Origin of the sequence: Streptomyces sp. 130, assembly GCF_007096885.1 — a bacterium.
In the GTDB taxonomy this organism is placed as follows: Bacteria; Actinomycetota; Actinomycetes; order Streptomycetales; family Streptomycetaceae; genus Streptomyces.
Map to the genome: position 1 here is coordinate 102,711 of NZ_VJNO01000017.1, position 18,817 is coordinate 121,527.

Below are 18,817 nucleotides of genomic sequence, written 5' to 3' on the forward strand. Positions count from 1 at the left end.
GCACCGCCGCCCGCCCCCGGCATCGGCACACAGACGGGTCCCGGCGCGGAGCAACCCCGCTACTGCGGCCCGTACTTGCGGCCCGTGCGCGAGGTCAGTCCGCCGAGCAGGCCGCGCGGGGCCAGCTTCACCGCGCCCATCAGCACCTTGTAGCGCGGGTCCGGGATCGACACGGACTTGCCGCGCGCCAGGTCCGCGAGCGCCGCGCTCACCAGCTTGTCCGCGTCGAGCCACATCCAGCCCGGGATGTTGCCCGTGCCCATCCCGGCCCGCTGGTGGAACTCCGTACGCACGAAGCCCGGGCACAGCGCCATCAGCCGCACCCCGGACCCGGCCAGGTCCTTCGCCGCGCCCTGGCTGAACTGCACGACCCACGCCTTCGAGGCGCCGTAGGTGCCGCGCGGCACGAACGCGGCGACCGAGGCCACGTTGACGATGCCGCCCCGGCCGCGCTCCCGCATCGAGGCCGCCGCCGCCGAGGTCAGCCGCAGCACCGCCTCGCAGTGCACCTTCAGCATCGCCAGCTCGTCGGCCATCGGGACCTCCAGATAGCGCCCCTTGTTGCCGAAGCCCGCGTTGTTCACCAGCAGGTCGACCGGGCGCCGGGCGTCCCCGAGGCGTTCCTCGACCGCGCGGATGCCCTTGTCGTCGGACAGGTCGGCCCGCAGCACCTCGGCCTCGATGCCGTGCCGGTCGTGCAGTTCGGTCGCCTGCTCGCGCAGCCGCTCCGCGTCCCGGGCCACCAGGACCAGGTCGTACCCGTCGGCGGCGAGCCGCCGGGCGAAGGCGGCACCGATGCCCGCCGTCGCGCCCGTGATCAGTGCAGTCGTCATACGCGGCACGGTAGAGCATCCGGGAACGGCGTTTCCCGGTGCTCCCGGGTGGCTCAGGAAGCGGTGAGCTCCGCCGCGTACGCGCGCGCCTTGCGCAGCGTCGACGGGGTCAGCGCCTCGCCGGCCGGGAGGAGCAGCGGCAGCAGGTCACGGCGGGTCGTCACGGCCCGGAACTGCAGCTCCACCGTCACCTCGTGGTCCGGCCGGTGCACGATCTCGACCGGGTCGCCCGCCCGGACGAACCCGGGAGTGATCACCCGCAGATACGCCCCCGGGGCCGCCGCCTCCGTGAACCGCTTCACCCAGCGGGCCTCGCCGAGATGCCCCTGGAACGTACGGCACGGGACGCGGCCCGAGGCGACCTCCAGGACCAGCTCCCCGCCGATCCGCCAGCGCTCACCGATCAGGGCCTCGCCGACCGGCAGCCCCGCCGTGGTCAGGTTCTCGCCGAACGAGCCGTTGGGCAGCGCGCGGCCCAGCTCCCGTTCCCAGGCGTCCAGGTCCTCGCGGGCGAAGGCGTACACCGCCTGGTCGGAGCCGCCGTGGTGGCGCAGGTCGCACACCGCGTCCCCGGCGAGACCGCTGCCGCCCGCACCCCTGGGCCCGGGGTCGGACACCCGCACGGGCCCGTCGACGGGCCGCTTGTCGATACCGGTCCTGCCGCCCGGGGCATCGGTGTAGGACGCCGCCGTGGGACGCCCCGCGTTCACGGTCAGCACAGTCATCGCGGTCATACCGGCACGGTATCCAAAGAGTGGCCCAAAGCCACACCTCGATACTTCGCCCTCACCCCAAGCGTTGCTTATGCTGGAGGGGTGATCGAAGCCCGCCACCTCCGCGTCCTGCGCGCCGTCGCCGCCACCGGCTCCTTCTCCGCCGCCGCCCGGGAGCTGGGCTGCACCCAGCCCGCCGTCAGCCAGCAGATGAAGGCCCTGGAGTCCTCGGCGGGGACCACGCTGCTCATCCGGACCGGCCGTGAGATGCGGCTGACGGAGGCGGGCGAGGCGCTGGTGCGGCACGCCTCCGGCATCCTCGCGGGGCTCACCGCCGCCGAGGAGGAGGTCGCCGCGATCGCCGGACTGCGGGCCGGCCGGGTCCGGCTCGTGTCGTTCCCGAGCGGCAGCTCGTCCCTGGTCCCGGGCGCCCTCGCCGCGCTCCGCGCCGCCCACCCCGGCACCCGGGTCTCCCTCGTGGAGGCCGAGCCGCCCCGGTCGGTGGAGATGCTGCGCGACGGCGACTGCGACATCGCCCTCGCCTTCCGCTACGGGGACCCGGGCGCCGAATGGGACGACCTGGTGGTCCGCCCCCTGCTCACCGACCGGCTCACGGGCCTCGTGCCCGAGGGGCACGCCCTGGCGGACCGGGACGAGGCCGGCATCGCGGAACTCGCCGGGGAGTCCTGGATCGCCGGGTGCCCCCGGTGCCGCAGGCAACTGGTGGAGGTGTGCGAGGAGGCCGGGTTCACCCCGCGCATCGACTTCGCCACCGACGACTACCCGGCGGTGATCGGCCTGGTCGGCGCGGGCCTGGGGGTCGCCGTGCTGCCGGCGCTGGCCATCGAGTCGGTACGCCCCCGAGGGGCCAGGACCCTCACGGTGGTGCCGGCCATCGAGCGCGAGATCGTCGCCCTGACCCTGCCGGACCTGGCCAGGGTCCCGGCGGTGGCGGCCACCCTGGACCAGCTGGCACTGGCGGCGGCCGCATCCGACCCCGCCGCGTCATCCGGCCCCGCCGGCGTCTGAGGCGCGGGGTCCGGGGCGGAGCCCCGCTTCCGGGAAGGGGCGGGATGGGGCGGTGGGGTGAAGAAACGTTTCTTCCCTGGTACGCGCGGTGACGGTCAGCCGTCCCCCGGCGGCGGCGCCGGCGCGGCGGCGGTGACCAGCCGATTGCGCGCCCGCCCCATCAGCTCCTCGCGCTCGTCCTCGGTCAGCCCGCCCCACACCCCGTAGGGCTCACGGACGGCCAGCGCGTGCGCCGCGCACTCCGCGCGTACGGGGCACCGCATGCAGACCTCCTTCGCGGAGGTCTCGCGGGCGCTCCGGGCGGCCCCGCGTTCCCCCTCGGGATGGAAGAAGAGCGAGCTGTCGACCCCTCGGCAGGCCGCCAGCAGCTGCCAGTCCCACAGATCGGCGTTGGGTCCGGGAAGTCGGGAGAAATCGGCCATTGCTTGTCCCCTCGAAACCGTGCTGGGTCGGAAACGTCGTGTTCGTCGTGGGTGGGTGCTCGTCCGATGACCGTGTACAAGACCGTACATCTACGGTGTTAGTAGATGTAAATATGACTGATTGCGAATCTAGCCACAGACACCACCAAAAGGGAAGAAATCCCGCTAAATGGGGCACGGAGCCGCCAAAAGTTTCGGTTGACGACTGGACGACCCGTGGCGCTCTGCTCTGTGAGCGCGCACTCACGTAGAGTGCCGAACTCGGTCTTCCGACCCGTAACTCTTTCGAGTGACCATCGTTGAGAGTGCGGAGGCGGTTGGCAGAAAGAGCGATCGGGCAGATGTCCGAGAGCGTCAACCGCACAGGTGACGACTTGTAACAGCCTGGAGGCTCAAGGTGACGCGCATCAGCTGCGGAGGACGGTCATGACTTCCGTCCTCGTCTGCGACGACTCCCCGCTTGCCCGAGAAGCGCTCCGTCGCGCGGTCGCGACCGTGCCCGGCGTCGAGCGTGTGACGACGGCCGCCAACGGCGAGGAAGTCCTCCGCCGCTGGGGCGCCGACCGTTCGGATCTGATTCTCATGGACGTACGCATGCCCGGGCTCGGGGGGGTGGAGACGGTCCGGCGGCTGCTCTCCGCCGACCCCGGTGCCCGGATCATCATGCTGACCGTCGCGGAGGACCTGGACGGCGTCGCGCTCGCGGTCGCCGCCGGTGCCCGCGGCTATCTGCACAAGGACGCCTCCCGGGCCGAGCTCCGGGCGACGGTGACCCAGGCGCTGGCCGATCCGACGTGGCGGCTCGCCCCGCGCCGGCTGCGGTCGGCCGAGATGGGGGCGGCGCCCACGCTCACGGCGCGTGAGATCCAGGTGCTGGAGGGGATGAGCCACGGCCGCTCCAACGCGGAGATCGGCCGCGAGCTGTTCCTCTCCGAGGACACGGTGAAGACGCACGCCCGGCGGCTCTTCAAGAAGCTCGGTGCCTCGGACCGCGCCCACGCGGTGGCCCTGGGCTTCCGGTGGGGCCTGGTGCGCTGACGGTCGGCCCGGGCCCGCGGGCCCGGGTCCGGGGGGTGCGGTGCGGGCCGTACCCCGCCGATCGGGCGGTATGTGACGCTTCCCGGCCGATGCCGCATCCTTGAGAGGTGGAGTTCCTCGGGAACGATTCGGTCGAGCGGAAGGGGAGGGCGCAGGACATGACTTCCGGCGCACCCGCTCATAACGCTTCGGTGCACAACTACGGACGCGGTGCCGCGGATGAGGCGGGGCCGGGGCACCATGGTTCGATGCGCGAGGACGGGACGACGGTGATCGGTGGTCTGGTGCACCGCGCCGTCGAGGGCGACGCGCAGGCCACCCACGACCTGCTGGCCCACGTCCACCCCCTCGCCCTGCGCTACTGCCGGTCCCGGCTGAACCGGCTGCCCGGTGACGCCCGCCACTTCGTGGAGGACCTGGCGCAGGAGGTCTGCGTCGCCGTCCTCATGGCGCTGCCGCGCTACAAGGACACGGGCCGGCCCTTCGAAGCCTTCGTCTTCGCCATCGCCGGTCACAAGGTGGCCGACCTCCAGCGTGCCGCCATGCGGCACCCCGGCTCGACCGCCGTGCCCTCCGACGAGATGCCGGAGCGCCCCGACGACTCGCTCGGCCCCGAGGAGCGCGCGCTGCTCAGCAGCGACGCCGCCTGGGCCAAGAAGCTCCTGGCCAACCTCCCGGAGAACCAGCGCGAACTCCTCGTGCTGCGCGTCGCCGTCGGGCTGACCGCCGAGGAGACCGGGCAGATGCTCGGCATGTCCCCGGGCGCCGTCCGGGTCGCCCAGCACCGGGCGCTGAGCCGGCTCCGCGCCCTCGCCGAGCAGTGAGAGCGGTGAGCCGAGCGGTGGGCCGGGCGCCTCGGAGCCGTACGCCACAGCGGTAGAAAGCTACAGAAACAGCGGGTGATCTTGCTCGTGGAATGAGACGCCTCCCGAGGCCGTTAGCATGGACATCCGCACCGATCAAGGCCATTTGGGGAAGGTGTCATGACTGCAAACGTCGACGGAGTGCCCGAGAAATTCGCGACGCTCGGGCTGACATACGACGACGTGCTGTTGCTGCCGGGCGCATCCGAAGTGCTGCCCAACGCGGTCGACACCTCGACGCTCATCTCGCGCAACGTCCGCGTCAACATCCCGCTGCTGTCCGCCGCCATGGACAAGGTCACCGAGGCCCGCATGGCCATCGCGATGGCCCGCCAGGGCGGCGTCGGCGTACTGCACCGCAATCTCTCGGTCGAGGACCAGGTCAACCAGGTCGACCTGGTCAAGCGGTCCGAGTCCGGCATGGTCAGCGACCCGATCACGGTCGGCCCGGACGCCACGCTCGCCGAGGCGGACGCGCTCTGCGCGAAGTTCCGGATCAGCGGTGTCCCGGTCACCGACCCGGCGGGCAAGCTGCTCGGCATCGTGACCAACCGCGACATGGCGTTCGAGTCGGACCGCTCCCGCCAGGTGCGCGAGGTCATGACGCCGATGCCGCTGGTCACCGGCAAGGTCGGCATCTCCGGCGTGGACGCCATGGAGCTGCTGCGCCGCCACAAGATCGAGAAGCTGCCCCTGGTGGACGAGGCGGGCCTCCTCAAGGGCCTCATCACGGTCAAGGACTTCAAGAAGGCCGAGCAGTACCCGAACGCGGCCAAGGACGCCGACGGCCGGCTGCTCGTCGGTGCCGCCGTGGGCGCCAGCCCCGAGGCGCTGGACCGCGCCCAGGCGCTGGCGGCGGCGGGCGTCGACTTCCTCATCGTGGACACCTCGCACGGCCACAACAGCAACGCGCTGAACTGGATGTCCAAGATCAAGTCGGCCGTGGGCATCGACGTCATCGGCGGCAACGTGGCGACCCGCGACGGCGCCCAGGCCCTGATCGACGCCGGCGTGGACGGCGTCAAGGTCGGCGTCGGCCCCGGCTCCATCTGCACCACCCGCGTCGTCGCCGGCATCGGCGTCCCGCAGGTCACCGCGATCTACGAGGCCGCGCTGGCCGCCCGCGCGGCGGGCGTCCCGGTCATCGGCGACGGCGGCCTGCAGTATTCGGGCGACATCGGCAAGGCGCTCGCCGCCGGCGCCGACAGCGTGATGCTGGGCTCGCTCCTCGCGGGCTGCGAGGAGTCCCCGGGCGAGCTGCTGTTCATCAACGGCAAGCAGTTCAAGTCGTACCGGGGCATGGGCTCGCTGGGCGCGATGCAGTCCCGGGGCCAGGGCCGCTCCTACTCCAAGGACCGGTACTTCCAGGCCGAGGTCGCCTCGGACGACAAGCTCGTCCCCGAGGGCATCGAGGGCCAGGTGCCCTACCGCGGTCCCCTCGCCAACGTGCTGCACCAGCTCGTCGGCGGCCTCCGCCAGACCATGGGCTACGTGGGCGCCGCGACCGTGGACGAGATGGAGAGCAAGGGCCGCTTCGTGCGGATCACCTCGGCGGGCCTCAAGGAGAGCCACCCGCACGACATCCAGATGACGGTCGAAGCACCGAACTACAGCAAGAAGTAGCGCGACGGCGCAGGTGAGGGGCGGTCCGGGGTTCCCGGGACCGCCCCTCACCCATGTGTCGGGGATACTGGACAGCGCAGACGCAGAGGGAAAGGCCACATCATCGTGACTGAGATCGAGATCGGGCGCGGCAAGCGCGGCCGCCGGGCATACGCATTCGACGACATCGCCGTCGTCCCGAGCCGCCGGACCCGCGACCCGAAGGAGGTCTCGATCGCCTGGCAGATCGACGCCTACCGCTTCGAGCTGCCGTTCCTGGCCGCCCCCATGGACTCCGTGGTGTCCCCGCAGCACGCCATCCGCATCGGTGAGCTCGGCGGCCTCGGCGTCCTCAACCTGGAAGGGCTGTGGACCCGGCACGAGGACCCGCAGCCGCTGCTCGACGAGATCGCCGAGATGCCCGTCGAGACGGCCACCCGCCGGCTCCAGGAGATCTACTCCGCGCCCATCCAGGAGGAGCTGATCGGGCAGCGCATCAAGGAGGTGCGCGACTCCGGCGTCGTCACCGCCGCCGCGCTCTCCCCGCAGCGCACCGCCCAGTTCTCCAAGGCCGTGGTCGACGCGGGCGTGGACATCTTCGTCATCCGGGGCACCACGGTCTCCGCCGAGCACGTCTCCGGCGCGGCCGAGCCGCTGAACCTGAAGCAGTTCATCTACGAGCTGGACGTCCCGGTGATCGTCGGCGGCTGCGCCACCTACACCGCGGCCCTGCACCTGATGCGGACCGGCGCGGCCGGTGTCCTCGTCGGCTTCGGCGGTGGCGCCGCGCACACCACGCGCAACGTGTTCGGCATCCAGGTCCCGATGGCGACCGCCGTCGCCGACGTGGCCGGTGCCCGCCGCGACTACATGGACGAGTCCGGCGGCCGTTACGTGCACGTCATCGCGGACGGCGGCGTCGGCTGGTCCGGCGACCTGCCGAAGGCCATCGCCTGCGGCGCGGACGCCGTGATGATGGGCTCCCCGCTGGCCCGCGCGACGGACGCGCCGGGCCGGGGCCGGCACTGGGGCATGGAGGCCGTCCACGAGGACGTGCCGCGCGGCAAGCTGGTGGACCTGGGCTCGGTCGGGACGACCGAGGAGGTCCTGACCGGCCCCTCGCACACCCCGGACGGCTCGATGAACATCTTCGGCGCGCTGCGCCGCGCGATGGCCACCACGGGCTACAGCGACCTCAAGGAGTTCCAGCGCGTCGAGGTGACGGTGGCGGACTCGCAGCACCGCCGCTGAGTTTCCCGTACGCACGCCGGAGGGCCCGGACCGCGATGGCGGTCCGGGCCCTCCGGGGTGTCGCGGTGGGTGGGCCGGGACTAGTCGGCGGCCTTCTTGGCGCCGGAGAACGCGGCGATCGCCGCGATGGCGAAGAAGACGTACGTCAGGAAGTCCGAGTCTTCCTTCCACACATCGTTCAGCAGGCTGAAGTGGTCGAAGAAGATCTCGGAGACCGTGAGCGGGGTCTCCTTGGCCGCGATCATCGCCTCGCCGAGAAGCTGGCCGAAGTAGACGGCGACCAGCGAGAGGACGGCGCTGAGGACCGGCAGGACCGGGTTGCGCCCGCCGAGCTTGCCCGAGGCGAAGCCGACGACGAAGCCTACGCCCACGGCCGCGTAACCGATCTCGTGCTTGGTGGCGCCGATGATCGCGCCGTAGATCGCTGCGGCGACGACGGCCGCGACCACGGCCGCGGCGACACCGAGCGCCACATTGTTCCGCGCCGGAGGGGCCGGGGTGAACGGCGCGGGGCCGCCGCCGAACGGCGCGCCGGGCTGCTGGCCGGCGAACGGGTTGCCGGGCTGCTGGCCGGCGAACGGGTTGCCGCCCTCGGGCTGGCCGCCGTAGGGCTGGTTCGGCGGTGGTACGGACTGGCTCATGCTGGGTTCTCCCCCTGGGACGTTCTCACGCACTGCTGTGCGAGGAGTGACGCCGCAGGCTAGCAGCCGGTTCCGACATCGGCCCACCGAAATCCTTGGGGTGACTGGGCTGAGGGCCCGTCATCAGAGCCGGTGGGCGGCTCCGGCGGGGGTCGCGCCACGGGTGTCCAGGAGCAGTTGCGCCTTCACGGCGAGGCCCTGGAGGTCGTACGTGCGGTGGTGCTGGAGCAGCACCGTGAGGTCCGCGCCGGCCGCCGCCTCGTAGAGCGAATCGGCGCGGGGGACGGGGAGTTGGCGGACGCGCCAGTCCAGGACGTGCGGGTCGTGGAAGCCGATCTGGGCTCCCATGTCCATCAGCCGGGCGGCGATCTCGCGGGCGGGGGACGCCTCCTGGTCGGCGAGGTCGGGCTTGTAGGTGACGCCCAGCAGAAGGATTCTCGCGCCGCGCACCGCCTTCCCGTGTTCGTTGAGGAGGGTGGCGCAGCGCTGGATCACGTACTGCGGCATCCGCTCGTTGATCTCCTGCGCCAGCGAGACCATCCGCAGCGGGGGGCCGGGGGTGCGGTGGTGGTACGGGAGATGGCCCGGGTCGACCGGGGCGCCGTGGCCGCCGACGCCGGGGCCCGGGCGGAAGGGCTGGAAGCCGAAGGGCTTGGTCTCGGCGCACCGGATGACGTCCCAGAGGTCGACGCCCAGGTCGTGGCAGAGCACCGCCATCTCGTTGACCAGGGCGATGTTGACGTACCGGAAGTTGGTCTCCAGGACCTTCGTCATCTCGGCCTCGCGGGTGCCCCGGGCCCGGACCACCTTGTCGGTGAGCCGCCCGTAGAAGGCGGCGGCCGACTCGGTGCAGGCGGGGGTGAGGCCGCCGATGACCTTGGGGGTGTTGGCGTAGACGTGGGTGCGGTTGCCGGGGTCGAGCCGGCTGGGGGAGTGCGCGAGGTGGAAGTCGCGTCCGCCGCGCAGCCCCGAGCCCTCCTCCAGGATCGGGAGCAGGAAGCCCTCCGTGGTGCCGGGCGGCACGGCCGATTCCAGGAGCACGGTGGTGTGCGGGCGCAGCCGGGCGGCCAGGGCGCGGGCCGCGTCGGCGACGGCGCTCAGGTCGAGGGTGCGGTCCGGGCCGAGCGGGGTGGGCGCGCAGATCACGGCGGTGCGGACGCGGCCCAGCTCGGCCTGGTCGGTGGTGGGCCGGAAGCCCAGCGAGAGCATGCGGCGGATGTCGGACGCCGGCAGCGATCCCTCGACCGGCGCACGGCCCGCGGCGACCTCCGCGAAGGCCCGGGGGTCGGTGTCGTAGCCGATGGTCTGGACACCGGCGTGGACGGCGGCCTGGGCCAGGGGCAGGCCGAGGTGACCGAGTCCGATGACGGCGAGGTCTGCAGGCACTGGGTGGGCCGTCCTTCCCTTAAGACCAGGAGGCAGAAAGCGCAACCGCTGTGGACAGCGCTATGTCAGGTTAGGCGTAAATATGACCGTTATGCCGCATTGTGTGGCCCTTGTCGTCCGGGTGTTGTCCACAGGCGGTGGCTGAAGTCGCGCGGCGCGGACAGAATCGATCTGTGGGCACGGGCGCCGAACGCATGGTCGGGGCCGCGATCCGTGCCGGACCACCCCGAGCAACCGGGAGGCAGCGGTGAGGACAGCGACACTGGGACCCGCGGAGCGCGCCGAGGCGCTCGCCGCCATGGCCGAGCGCGAACTGGACGTGCTGGTCGTGGGAGCGGGCGTGGTCGGTGCCGGTACGGCGCTGGACGCGGTCACCAGAGGGCTCTCGACCGGTCTGGTCGAGGCGCGCGACTGGGCGTCCGGCACGTCGAGCAGGTCGAGCAAGCTGATCCACGGCGGCCTGCGCTATCTGGAGATGCTCGACTTCGCCCTCGTGCGGGAGGCGCTGAAGGAGCGCGGGCTGCTCCTCGAACGGCTCGCCCCGCATCTGGTGAAGCCGGTGCCCTTCCTCTATCCCTTGCGGCACAAGGGCTGGGAGCGGCTGTACGCCGGTTCCGGCGTCGCGCTGTACGACGCGATGTCGGTCTCCTCCGGGCACGGCCGGGGCCTGCCCGTGCACCGCCACCTCTCCCGCCGCCGGGCCCTGCGCGTCGCACCGGCCCTGAAGCGGGACGCCCTGGTGGGGGCCCTGCAGTACTACGACGCCCAGATGGACGACGCCCGCTATGTCGCCACCCTGGTGCGCACCGCCTCCGCGTACGGCGCGCACGTGGCGAACCGGGCGCGGGTGACCGGCTTCCTCCGGGAGGGGGAGCGTGTCGTCGGCGCCCGGGTGGAGGACGTCGAGGCGGGCGGCGCGTACGAGGTCAGGGCCAAACAGGTGGTCAACGCGACCGGGGTGTGGACGGACGACACCCAGTCGCTGATCGGCGAGCGCGGCCAGTTCCACGTGCGGGCGTCCAAGGGCATCCACCTGGTCGTCCCCAAGGACCGCATCCACTCCTCGACCGGCCTGATCCTGCGCACCGAGAAGTCCGTGCTCTTCGTCATCCCCTGGGGCCGGCACTGGATCGTCGGCACCACGGACACCGACTGGGACCTGGACAAGGCGCACCCGGCGGCCTCCAGCGCCGACATCGACTACCTGCTGGAACATGTGAACGCGGTCCTGTCGACGCCGCTGACCAGGGACGACGTCGAGGGGGTGTACGCGGGCCTGCGGCCCCTGCTGGCCGGCGAGTCGGACGCCACCAGCAAGCTGTCGCGCGAGCACACCGTCGCCCACCCGGTGCCGGGCCTCGTCGTCGTCGCGGGCGGCAAGTACACGACGTACCGGGTGATGGCCAAGGACGCCGTGGACGAGGCGGTGCACGCCCTCGACCAGCGGGTCGCCGACTGCGTCACCGAGGACATCCCGCTGCTGGGCGCCGAGGGCTACCGCGCCCTGTGGAACGCGCGCGCCAGGATCGCCGCCCGCACCGGACTCCACGTCGCCCGGGTGGAGCACCTGCTCAACCGGTACGGCTCGATGACCGAGGAGATCCTTGAGCTGATCGCCGCCGATCCTGCCCTGGGCGATCCGCTGCCGGCCGCCGACGACTATCTGAAGGCCGAGATCGTGTACGCCGCCTCGCACGAGGGGGCGCGTCACCTGGACGACGTCATGACCCGGCGCACCCGGATCTCCATCGAGACCTTCGACCGGGGCACCCGCTCCGCCCGGCTCTGCGCCGAGCTGATGGCGCCGGTCCTCGGCTGGGACGCCGGCCGGGTCGACCGCGAGGTCGAGCACTACGAGAAGCGGGTGGAGGCGGAACGCGAGTCGCAGCGCCAGCCGGACGACCTGACGGCGGACGCGGCGAGGCTGGGAGCACCGGACATCGTGCCGCTGCTGTGACCCGCCCTCAGCCCCGGCCCGGGCCGAACTCCGCCGGGCACGGGCGCGGTTCCAGCGTGCCGGGAGCGGCACCGGGACCCGCCACCCGGACCCGGCACCGGGACCGGTGCCGGGGTGAGGGACAATGAACGCTCTGCCAGGGCGGGTTGATCGCAGAGGGGACGCATGTCGGAGGCGGAGCAGGCACGGGAGCCCCAAGGGGACACGGACGGACGTCTCCTGGCGGGGCGGTACCGGCTGGGGGAGGTGCTCGGCCGGGGCGGTATGGGTACGGTCTGGCGTGCCGTTGACGAGACCCTGGGCCGCACGGTGGCGGTCAAGGAGCTGCGGTTCCCGTCGGCCATCGACGAGGACGAGAAGCGCCGCCTCATCACGCGTACGCTGCGTGAGGCCAAGGCGATCGCGCGCATCCGGAACAACGGCGCGGTCACGGTCTACGACGTGGTGGACGAGGACGACCGGCCGTGGATCGTCATGGAGCTCATCGAAGGCAAGTCGCTGGCCGAAGCGGTCCGCGAGGACGGCGTCCTGACGCCGAAACGGGCCGCCGAGATCGGCCTCGCCCTCCTCGACGTGCTGCGCTCCGCGCACCGCGAGGGCATCCTGCACCGCGACGTGAAGCCGTCCAACGTGCTGATCGCCGAGGACGGCCGCGTCGTGCTGACGGACTTCGGGATCGCCCAGGTCGAGGGCGACCCCTCGGTGACCTCCACCGGCATGCTCGTCGGCGCCCCCTCCTACATCTCGCCGGAGCGGGCACGCGGCCACAAGCCGGGACCGCCCGCCGACCTGTGGTCGCTGGGCGGCCTGCTGTACGCGAGCGTCGAGGGCTCCCCGCCGTACGACAAGGGCTCCGCCATCGCGACCCTGACCGCCGTCATGACCGAACCCCTGGACCCGCCGAAGAACGCGGGCCCGCTGAAGGAGGTCATCTACGGCCTGCTCACCCGGGACCCCGAGCAGCGGCTGGACGACGCCGGCGCGCGCGCCCTGCTCAACGACGTCATCAGCTCCTTCGAGCAGCCGGAGCGCCCCGCCCCGGCCCCCGCCGACGCCACCCAGGTCATGGCGCTGCCCAAGGGCGCCGCCGCCGAGCCCGCCTCCGGTGACGCGGGCGAGGGCACCCGCGACCGGCTGCGCGGCGCGCTGCGCTCCGTGCGCAACGCCAAGACGCCCGCCGCCGGCGCGTCCGCCGCCCCCGTCACGACGCCGCCCGCACCGGCCCGGCCGGCGGCCTCCGCGCCCGGCGCCGCGTCCCCCGCCGGGGCCGTGCCGCCGCAGCGCCCGGCCTCCTCGCCGGTCACCGCGACCCGCGCGTCGCTCACGGACGTGGTCCCGCGCCGCACCCTCGCGATCATCGCGGCGGTCGTCGTGCTCGCGGTCCTCGGCGTGGTGCTGGCGCTCACGCTCGGCGGCGGCGACGACAAGCCCGACGACTCCGGCGGGAAGAGCACCGGCGCCTCCGCCACGACGCCGAGCGCCGACGCCTCCTCCACCTCGTCCGACGCCGCGCAGGGCGAGGGCGGCAAGGCGCAGGACCCCGGCCAGGACGAGGACAAGGGCAAGGGGCAGGGCGACGACGCGGAGAAGGAGGGCGAGGACGGGAAGAAGGACGGCAAGGCCGAGGACGCCGTCCCCGCCGGCTACCGCACGGTGACCAACGAGCGGTTCCACTTCTCCATCGCGATGCCCAAGGGCTTCCGCTTCGACACCACCTCCGGCCAGGGCGCCGGCGCGATCTACAACGCGAAGGGCGGCTTCCCCCGCCTCCAGGTCGACTACACCTCCTCGCCCGGCAACGACGCCGCCGCCTCGTGGAACTCCGCCCGGGGCGGGGTCGCCGCCACCAGCACGGACTACCACCACCTGGGCATCCAGAAGGTGCAGTACAACGGCTATCCGACGGTCGCCGACTGGCAGTTCGAGCGCACCCAGCAGGGGCAGCGGGTCCGGGTGCTCAACCGAGGCTTCAAGGCCGACGACGACCACGGTTACGCCATCATGATCAGCTGCAAGGCCGACGAGTGGGACGGCAAGGAGTGCCGGACGCTGCGGAAGGCGGCGTTCGCCTCGTTCGAGCCCGTGGACTGAGCCGTCCGGCGGCGGGAGTCGGCGCGCTGGGACCGCTGGTTGCGCCGACCCTGCCGCGCGGTCGCCGCTTGCCACGTATGGTGAGAGTCCGGAGACCGTACGCAGCCGAAACGCACGGCCAATCGCACCGCAAGCGACTGTGATTGACCGATTCGACTGACCGATTCGGTGCGGTCTCAGTGACCGGGGGACAGCGCGCTCTGGGGAGGCGTCGTGGACGACTACGCGGGTCGGGTGCTCGCCGACCGCTACCGCCTTCCGCTGCCCCCGTCCGACGCGTACGAACTCGTGGAGACGCGGGCCTTCGACACCTACAGCGGGCAGGAGGTGCTGGTCCGTCAGGTGCCGCTGCCCGAGGTGGTGGACGCGGAGTTCGTGGAGGGCGACGGCCGGACGTCCGCCGCGCCGCACACCGCCAGGCGGCCCGCCGATCCGGCCGTGCGGCGCGCCGTCGAGGCCGCCCAGGCGGCGGCCCAGGTGCCCGACCATCCGCGCCTTGACCAGGTGTTCGACGTGTTCGCGGAGGCGGGCTCGCTCTGGATAGTGAGCGAACTCGTCGCGTCCCGCCCGCTCGCCGCGCTGCTCGCGGAGCGCCCGCTGAATCCGTACCGGGCCGCCGAGATCGGCTCCGACGTGCTCACCGCGCTGCGCGTGCTGCACGCGCACGGCTGGACCCACCGCAACATCACCGCGCGCACGGTGCTCGTCTGCGACGACGGACGCGTCGTCCTGACCGGGCTCGCCGCCGGGGCGGCCGAGGAGGCGCTGTGCGGCTACAGCCCGGTGCCGCGCCCCGACGACGACGAGCCGGACGAGGACGGCTTCGGCGGCCCCGCCGTCGAGACCGGCCCCACCGGACCGTATGTGCCGCCCGCCGGCCTGCTGCCCGCCTCCCGGGGCCCGGCGGCGATCGAGCCCGGCGGCCCGTACGGCTCGGACGAACCAGCCGACGAACACCCCGACGAAGACCCCGACGAACACCCCGACGAAGAACCCGCCGGGGACCCGGCGCCCCGGCCGGTGCCGCCCGCCGGGCTGCCCGGGCCCGCCGCCGGGGCGGACACCGCCGCGCGCGCCCGGGCCGGCGCGATCGCCGCGTACCGCGCGGGCACCCGCGCCGCCGCCCGCCGGGAGGCGCCGCCGGACCGGGACGAGTGGGCACGGGACGACTGGACGCGGGACACCGCGCCGTCGGGCCCCGGCGCCTCGGGGCGCCCCCGGGGCGACGGAGGCGAGCCCTGGAGTGCGTTGCCGCCCGCGCGTGACGAGGCGCGTGGCGCGTACGACGACGGTCCGGGCGAGGGGCCTCGCCCCGGTGCCTCGGGGCGTCCTCAGGGTGATGGAGCCGAGCCCTGGAGCGCGTTGCCGCCCGCGCGTGACGAGGCGTATGGCGCGTACGACGGCGGTCCGGACGGGGGGCATCGCCCCGGTGCCTCGGGGCGCCCTCGCCCCGAGCTGCCGCAGCTGCCCGGCGGCTGGGTGCGCGACCCGGACGCGCCGGGGCCGTACGACGCCCACCCCTACGACGACGAGGACGACGACGAGGAGGACGACGGTCCGCCGCCCCGCCGCCTCCACCTCACCGGCACCTGGGACGACGGGCCCGCCGCCGGGCGCCCCGTGCCCGCGGGCGGCTCCCGCGACGACGCGCTCCGCGCCGACGCCGCGCGCCGCGGCGCCGCCCCGGGTGCCCGCGCCGGGCTGCCGCCCTCCGGCCGGGAGGCGTACGGCCCCGAGGCGCCCCGGCCCGACGCCCGCACCGGCCGCTGGGACGACGAGGACGACGAGACGCCCGGCGCGTCCGCGTACCGGGGGCCCGCCACCGCGCTCGCCGCCGAGCGGGCGCGGCAGGCGCGGATCGCCGTCGTCGGGGCGGTCACCGAGCGGTGGGCGCCCGAGCAGGCCGGGCCCGTCCACGGAAACTGGCAGCTGGCGCCGCCCATCGGGCCCGCCACCGACCTGTGGGCCCTCGGCGCGCTGCTCTTCCGCGCCGTACAGGGGCACGCGCCCTACCCCGAGGACAGCGCGGCCGAGCTGGTCCAGATGGTGTGCGGCGAACCGCCCGCGTTCGCAGAGGAGTGCGGGCCGCTGCGCCCGGTCGTGGAGTCGCTGCTGCGGCAGGACCCCACCGAGCGGCCGGACGTCGAGGAGCTGAGCGGCTGGCTGCGCTCCCTCGTACGGTCGGCGCCGGAGCCGGAGGCCGGGTTCGACGTCGTGCCGCTGCCCGCCGAGGACGCCACCCGGCTCCCCGTCGTCCGCAGGCGCGGCGAGCTCGTCCGCAAGCGGCGCTCCCGGCGCGGCGGAGGGACGCACGCGCGCGGCCGTCACCCCCGCGAGGCCGTGGACCCCACCGCCGTCGTCCACCGCGAACCCCGGCTGAAGCCGCCCCGCGAGCCCCGGGAACGCCGCGAGCCCCGCGAGCCCCGCACGCCGCGGCAGGGCGACCAGCCGCGCCGGCTCGGCCGGACGCTGCTGATCCTGATCATGCTGGGGCTCGTCGCGGCGATCGCGTACGCGGTGCTGTTCATGCCCAAGTCCGGCGAGGAGGACGGCAAGGGCGCCGCCGCCCCCTCCCGTACCGCCTCCGCGCCCCCCGCGTCCACGACGCCCGAGCCCACCGCGAGCGCGTCGCGGAAGCCGTCCGCGCCGGCCTCGTCCGGGGCGCAGCAGCCGCAGACCAGCCGGTCCGCCGCGGCGCTCGCGCCCGGGTACACGCTGCGCAAGGACGCCGAGGGCTTCGAGGTCGGGCTGCCCAAGGGATGGCAGCGCAGCCCCGCAAACGCCGAGCGTCAGATCCGCTACGGCAGCGACGGGTTCAGCGTGCTGATCGTCCCCGGCCGCGACACCGCCAAGGCCAACGGCAGCGATCCGCTCGACTACCAGCGCGACAAGGAGCCGGAGCTCAAGCCGTTCAGGGACTCCAGCTGGTCGTCGGCGAGCGGCCTGCGGCGTACGGACGTCGGCCGACAGGCCATGGCCGAGGGGCAGTTCACCTGGCAGGACGCCAACGGCCGTGAGGTGTACGTCCGCAACCTCGTCATGCTCGTCGGCGGGCGGTACCACATCCTCCAGGTCATCGGCCCCGAGGACGAACGCGACCGGATCACCGAGATCTACCAACAGGCCAGCGTTTCCTACCGAGTGACGGACTGAAAGGCGAAATCCGCGTCACAGTGCGGTCTCGTGGGCGATGCGAGGTTCCGTGGCCGCGCGTCCGCTCCGTAACCTGTCATCCGAGGCAACGGGGGCGGGGACACAGGTGGACCGATCACAGGGCACGGAAGCGGGGCTGTTGCTGGCCGGGAGGTACCGGTTGGGCGACGTCCTCGGACGCGGCGGCATGGGGAAGGTGTGGCGCGCCCATGACGAGGTGCTGCACCGCACGGTGGCCGTCAAGGAGCTGACCGCCGGGCTGTACGTGGCCGAGTCGGACCGGGTCGTGCTGCACGCCCGGACCCAGAAGGAGGCCCGCGCCGCCGCCCGGATCACCCACCCCGGCGTCGTCACCGTCCATGACGTGGTCGAGTACGACAACCGGCCCTGGATCGTCATGCAGTACGTGGACGGGCCGTCGCTCGCCGACCGGGCGAAGGAGTCCGGCGGCGAGATCGAGGCCCGCGATGCCGCCCGCATCGGGCTGCACGTGCTGGGCGCGCTGCGCGCCGCGCACGGGGCCGGGGTGCTGCACCGTGACGTGAAGCCGGGCAACGTGCTGCTCGCCCGGGACGGCCGGGTCCTGCTCACCGACTTCGGGATCGCCGCGATCGAGGGCGACTCCACCATCACCAGGACCGGTGAACTCGTCGGCTCCATCGACTACCTGGCCCCCGAGCGGGTACGCGGCGGCGACCCGGGCCCCGCCTCCGACCTCTGGTCCCTGGGCGCCACGCTGTACACGGCCGTGGAGGGGCGTTCGCCGTTCCGTCGGACGTCCCCCATATCGACCATGCAGGCCGTCGTCACCGAGGAGCCGCCGCCGCCCGCCCGGGCCGGGGCGCTCGCCCCCGTCATCACCGCGCTGCTGCGCAAGGCCCCGGAGGACCGCCCGTCGGCGGAGGAGACCGAGCGGATGCTCCTGGAGGCCATGGAGGGCCGCACGCCCCGGGCCGCCCAGGCGTTCGTCCCGACGCAGCAGGTCTCCGAGGAGATGCTGCGCGGGGGCACCGCCGTGCTGCCCCGGCCGGGGCCCGCCGTGCCGCCCTCGCCCGGGCCGGCGCCCGCCCCGGCCGCCCGCCGCGGCCGGTGGCGCACGACGGTCCTGGTCCTCGCCCTGGCCGCGGTGCTCGGCGGCGGCGCGGGGATCGCCGCGATGCTGTACGCGCACCGCACGGAGGCGGCCGGCACCAAGGACGCCGGCACGGCCTCGCACGGCACCCGCACCCCCGGGCCGGTCACGCCGACCCCGAGCCCGACGCCCACGGCGAGCACCGTGACCCAGGACGTGCCGGACGGCTGGCGGCGCGTCGTCGACCCGTCCGGGTTCAGCGTGCTGCTGCCGGAGGGGTGGAAGCGCGTGGTCACCGACAACAACATCGACTACACCCCCGACGGCGGCAGGCACTACTTCCGGGTCAGCGTCGACCCGTCCCCCGACTACGACCACCCCTACGACCACATGATCGGGCTGGAGGCGCAGCTGAGCACCCGGCTGCCGGAGTACGAGCGGATCGAGCTGAACAGCAACGTCTACCGCGACCTCGTCGGGTCCCTCTGGGAGTTCACCTGGACCGAGAAGAACGGCGAGGCGCGGCACGCGATCGACCAGATGTACCTGGCGCGGGACGGCGGCCCGGAGTACGCGCTCTACATGACCGGCCCGGCGGACGACTGGGACGAGACCCGCGACCGCTTCAACGCGATCCTCCGCAGCTGGCGCCCCCCGGCCGAGCAGTAGCGCCGGCCTCCGGGGCGAGCCATAGACCCTGATCAGGACTTATGCCGCCAGTGATCACTGGCTGAGTCGGCGGGGGTGTGGCGGGACTCCGGGAGAG

The 18,817-nt window shown here is 73.3% G+C and carries 14 protein-coding genes; 9 read left to right on the forward strand and 5 right to left on the reverse strand.

Going from position 1 to position 18,817, the window contains the following annotated elements:
* Window positions 1-59: 59 nt before the first annotated feature.
* Window positions 60-833: an SDR family oxidoreductase gene (locus tag FKN01_RS17110; protein ID WP_143621324.1), complete on the reverse strand. Its 774-nt coding sequence runs from the start codon at window positions 831-833 to the stop codon at window positions 60-62.
* A 53-nt stretch (window positions 834-886) separates the two neighbouring features.
* Window positions 887-1,558 carry an MOSC domain-containing protein gene (locus tag FKN01_RS17115; protein WP_185992870.1) on the reverse strand — a complete coding sequence of 224 codons (672 nt, stop codon included), beginning with the start codon at window positions 1,556-1,558 and terminating at the stop codon, window positions 887-889.
* 90 nt (window positions 1,559-1,648) lie between these two features.
* Here FKN01_RS17115 and FKN01_RS17120 point away from each other — a divergent pair, with 90 nt between their 5' ends.
* A complete protein-coding gene (locus FKN01_RS17120; RefSeq protein WP_143621330.1) occupies window positions 1,649-2,575 on the forward strand; it encodes a LysR family transcriptional regulator in 927 nt (308 codons plus the stop codon).
* A 95-nt stretch (window positions 2,576-2,670) separates the two neighbouring features.
* Here FKN01_RS17120 and FKN01_RS17125 read toward each other — a convergent pair whose 3' ends face one another.
* Window positions 2,671-2,997, reverse strand: a complete 327-nt coding sequence (locus FKN01_RS17125) for a WhiB family transcriptional regulator (protein ID WP_143621333.1) — start codon at window positions 2,995-2,997, stop codon at window positions 2,671-2,673.
* A gap of 426 nt (window positions 2,998-3,423) precedes the next feature.
* On the opposite strand from FKN01_RS17125, the gene FKN01_RS17130 reads away from it, so the two are divergent.
* From FKN01_RS17130 to FKN01_RS17145, 4 genes are all read left to right on the forward strand, one after another.
* Window positions 3,424-4,035, forward strand: a complete 612-nt coding sequence (locus tag FKN01_RS17130) for a response regulator transcription factor (protein WP_003948568.1) — start codon at window positions 3,424-3,426, stop codon at window positions 4,033-4,035.
* Between the two features lie 248 nt (window positions 4,036-4,283).
* Entirely contained in the window at window positions 4,284-4,859 is a 576-nt protein-coding gene (locus tag FKN01_RS17135) for a sigma-70 family RNA polymerase sigma factor (protein ID WP_143621336.1), read from the forward strand.
* Between the two features lie 159 nt (window positions 4,860-5,018).
* Window positions 5,019-6,521 (forward strand): IMP dehydrogenase, encoded by a 1,503-nt coding sequence (gene guaB / locus FKN01_RS17140; protein ID WP_143621338.1) that lies wholly within the window; start codon window positions 5,019-5,021, stop codon window positions 6,519-6,521.
* A 105-nt stretch (window positions 6,522-6,626) separates the two neighbouring features.
* A complete protein-coding gene (locus FKN01_RS17145) occupies window positions 6,627-7,751 on the forward strand; it encodes a GuaB3 family IMP dehydrogenase-related protein (protein WP_018101158.1) in 1,125 nt (374 codons plus the stop codon).
* 80 nt (window positions 7,752-7,831) lie between these two features.
* On the opposite strand, the gene FKN01_RS17150 is transcribed toward FKN01_RS17145, so the two are convergent.
* Complete coding sequence (locus tag FKN01_RS17150) at window positions 7,832-8,392, reverse strand: hypothetical protein (protein WP_143621341.1); 561 nt, start codon at window positions 8,390-8,392, stop codon at window positions 7,832-7,834.
* A 123-nt stretch (window positions 8,393-8,515) separates the two neighbouring features.
* On the reverse strand, window positions 8,516-9,778 hold the full coding sequence (locus FKN01_RS17155; protein WP_143621344.1) for a nucleotide sugar dehydrogenase: 1,263 nt from the start codon (window positions 9,776-9,778) through the stop codon (window positions 8,516-8,518).
* 247 nt (window positions 9,779-10,025) lie between these two features.
* Here FKN01_RS17155 and FKN01_RS17160 point away from each other — a divergent pair, with 247 nt between their 5' ends.
* The 4 genes from FKN01_RS17160 to FKN01_RS17175 all read left to right on the forward strand — a co-directional run bounded on the left by FKN01_RS17160 (window position 10,026) and on the right by FKN01_RS17175 (window position 18,720).
* Window positions 10,026-11,735 carry a glycerol-3-phosphate dehydrogenase/oxidase gene (locus FKN01_RS17160; protein WP_143621347.1) on the forward strand — a complete coding sequence of 570 codons (1,710 nt, stop codon included), beginning with the start codon at window positions 10,026-10,028 and terminating at the stop codon, window positions 11,733-11,735.
* A 165-nt stretch (window positions 11,736-11,900) separates the two neighbouring features.
* Window positions 11,901-13,826, forward strand: coding sequence for a serine/threonine-protein kinase (locus tag FKN01_RS17165; RefSeq protein WP_143621350.1), 1,926 nt, complete (start codon window positions 11,901-11,903; stop codon window positions 13,824-13,826).
* Window positions 13,827-14,039: 213 nt separating this feature from the next.
* Window positions 14,040-16,979: a protein kinase gene (locus FKN01_RS17170; RefSeq protein WP_143621353.1), complete on the forward strand. Its 2,940-nt coding sequence runs from the start codon at window positions 14,040-14,042 to the stop codon at window positions 16,977-16,979.
* Window positions 16,980-17,085: 106 nt separating this feature from the next.
* The gene (locus FKN01_RS17175) at window positions 17,086-18,720 is read left to right on the forward strand and encodes a serine/threonine-protein kinase (RefSeq protein WP_260696920.1); all 1,635 of its coding nucleotides are present in this window, start codon (window positions 17,086-17,088) and stop codon (window positions 18,718-18,720) included.
* Window positions 18,721-18,817: the final 97 nt, after the last annotated feature.

Excerpts from the sequence above, each read along its gene's own strand:
- FKN01_RS17110 (WP_143621324.1), bottom strand. The coding sequence starts at position 833 with ATGACGACTGCACTGATCACGGGCGCGACGGCGGGCATCGGTGCCGCC.
- FKN01_RS17115 (WP_185992870.1), bottom strand. The coding sequence starts at position 1,558 with ATGACTGTGCTGACCGTGAACGCGGGGCGTCCCACGGCGGCGTCCTAC.
- FKN01_RS17125 (WP_143621333.1), bottom strand. The coding sequence starts at position 2,997 with ATGGCCGATTTCTCCCGACTTCCCGGACCCAACGCCGATCTGTGGGAC.
- FKN01_RS17130 (WP_003948568.1), top strand. The coding sequence starts at position 3,424 with ATGACTTCCGTCCTCGTCTGCGACGACTCCCCGCTTGCCCGAGAAGCG.
- FKN01_RS17135 (WP_143621336.1), top strand. The coding sequence starts at position 4,284 with ATGCGCGAGGACGGGACGACGGTGATCGGTGGTCTGGTGCACCGCGCC.
- guaB (WP_143621338.1), top strand. The coding sequence starts at position 5,019 with ATGACTGCAAACGTCGACGGAGTGCCCGAGAAATTCGCGACGCTCGGG.
- FKN01_RS17150 (WP_143621341.1), bottom strand. The coding sequence starts at position 8,392 with ATGAGCCAGTCCGTACCACCGCCGAACCAGCCCTACGGCGGCCAGCCC.
- FKN01_RS17165 (WP_143621350.1), top strand. The coding sequence starts at position 11,901 with ATGTCGGAGGCGGAGCAGGCACGGGAGCCCCAAGGGGACACGGACGGA.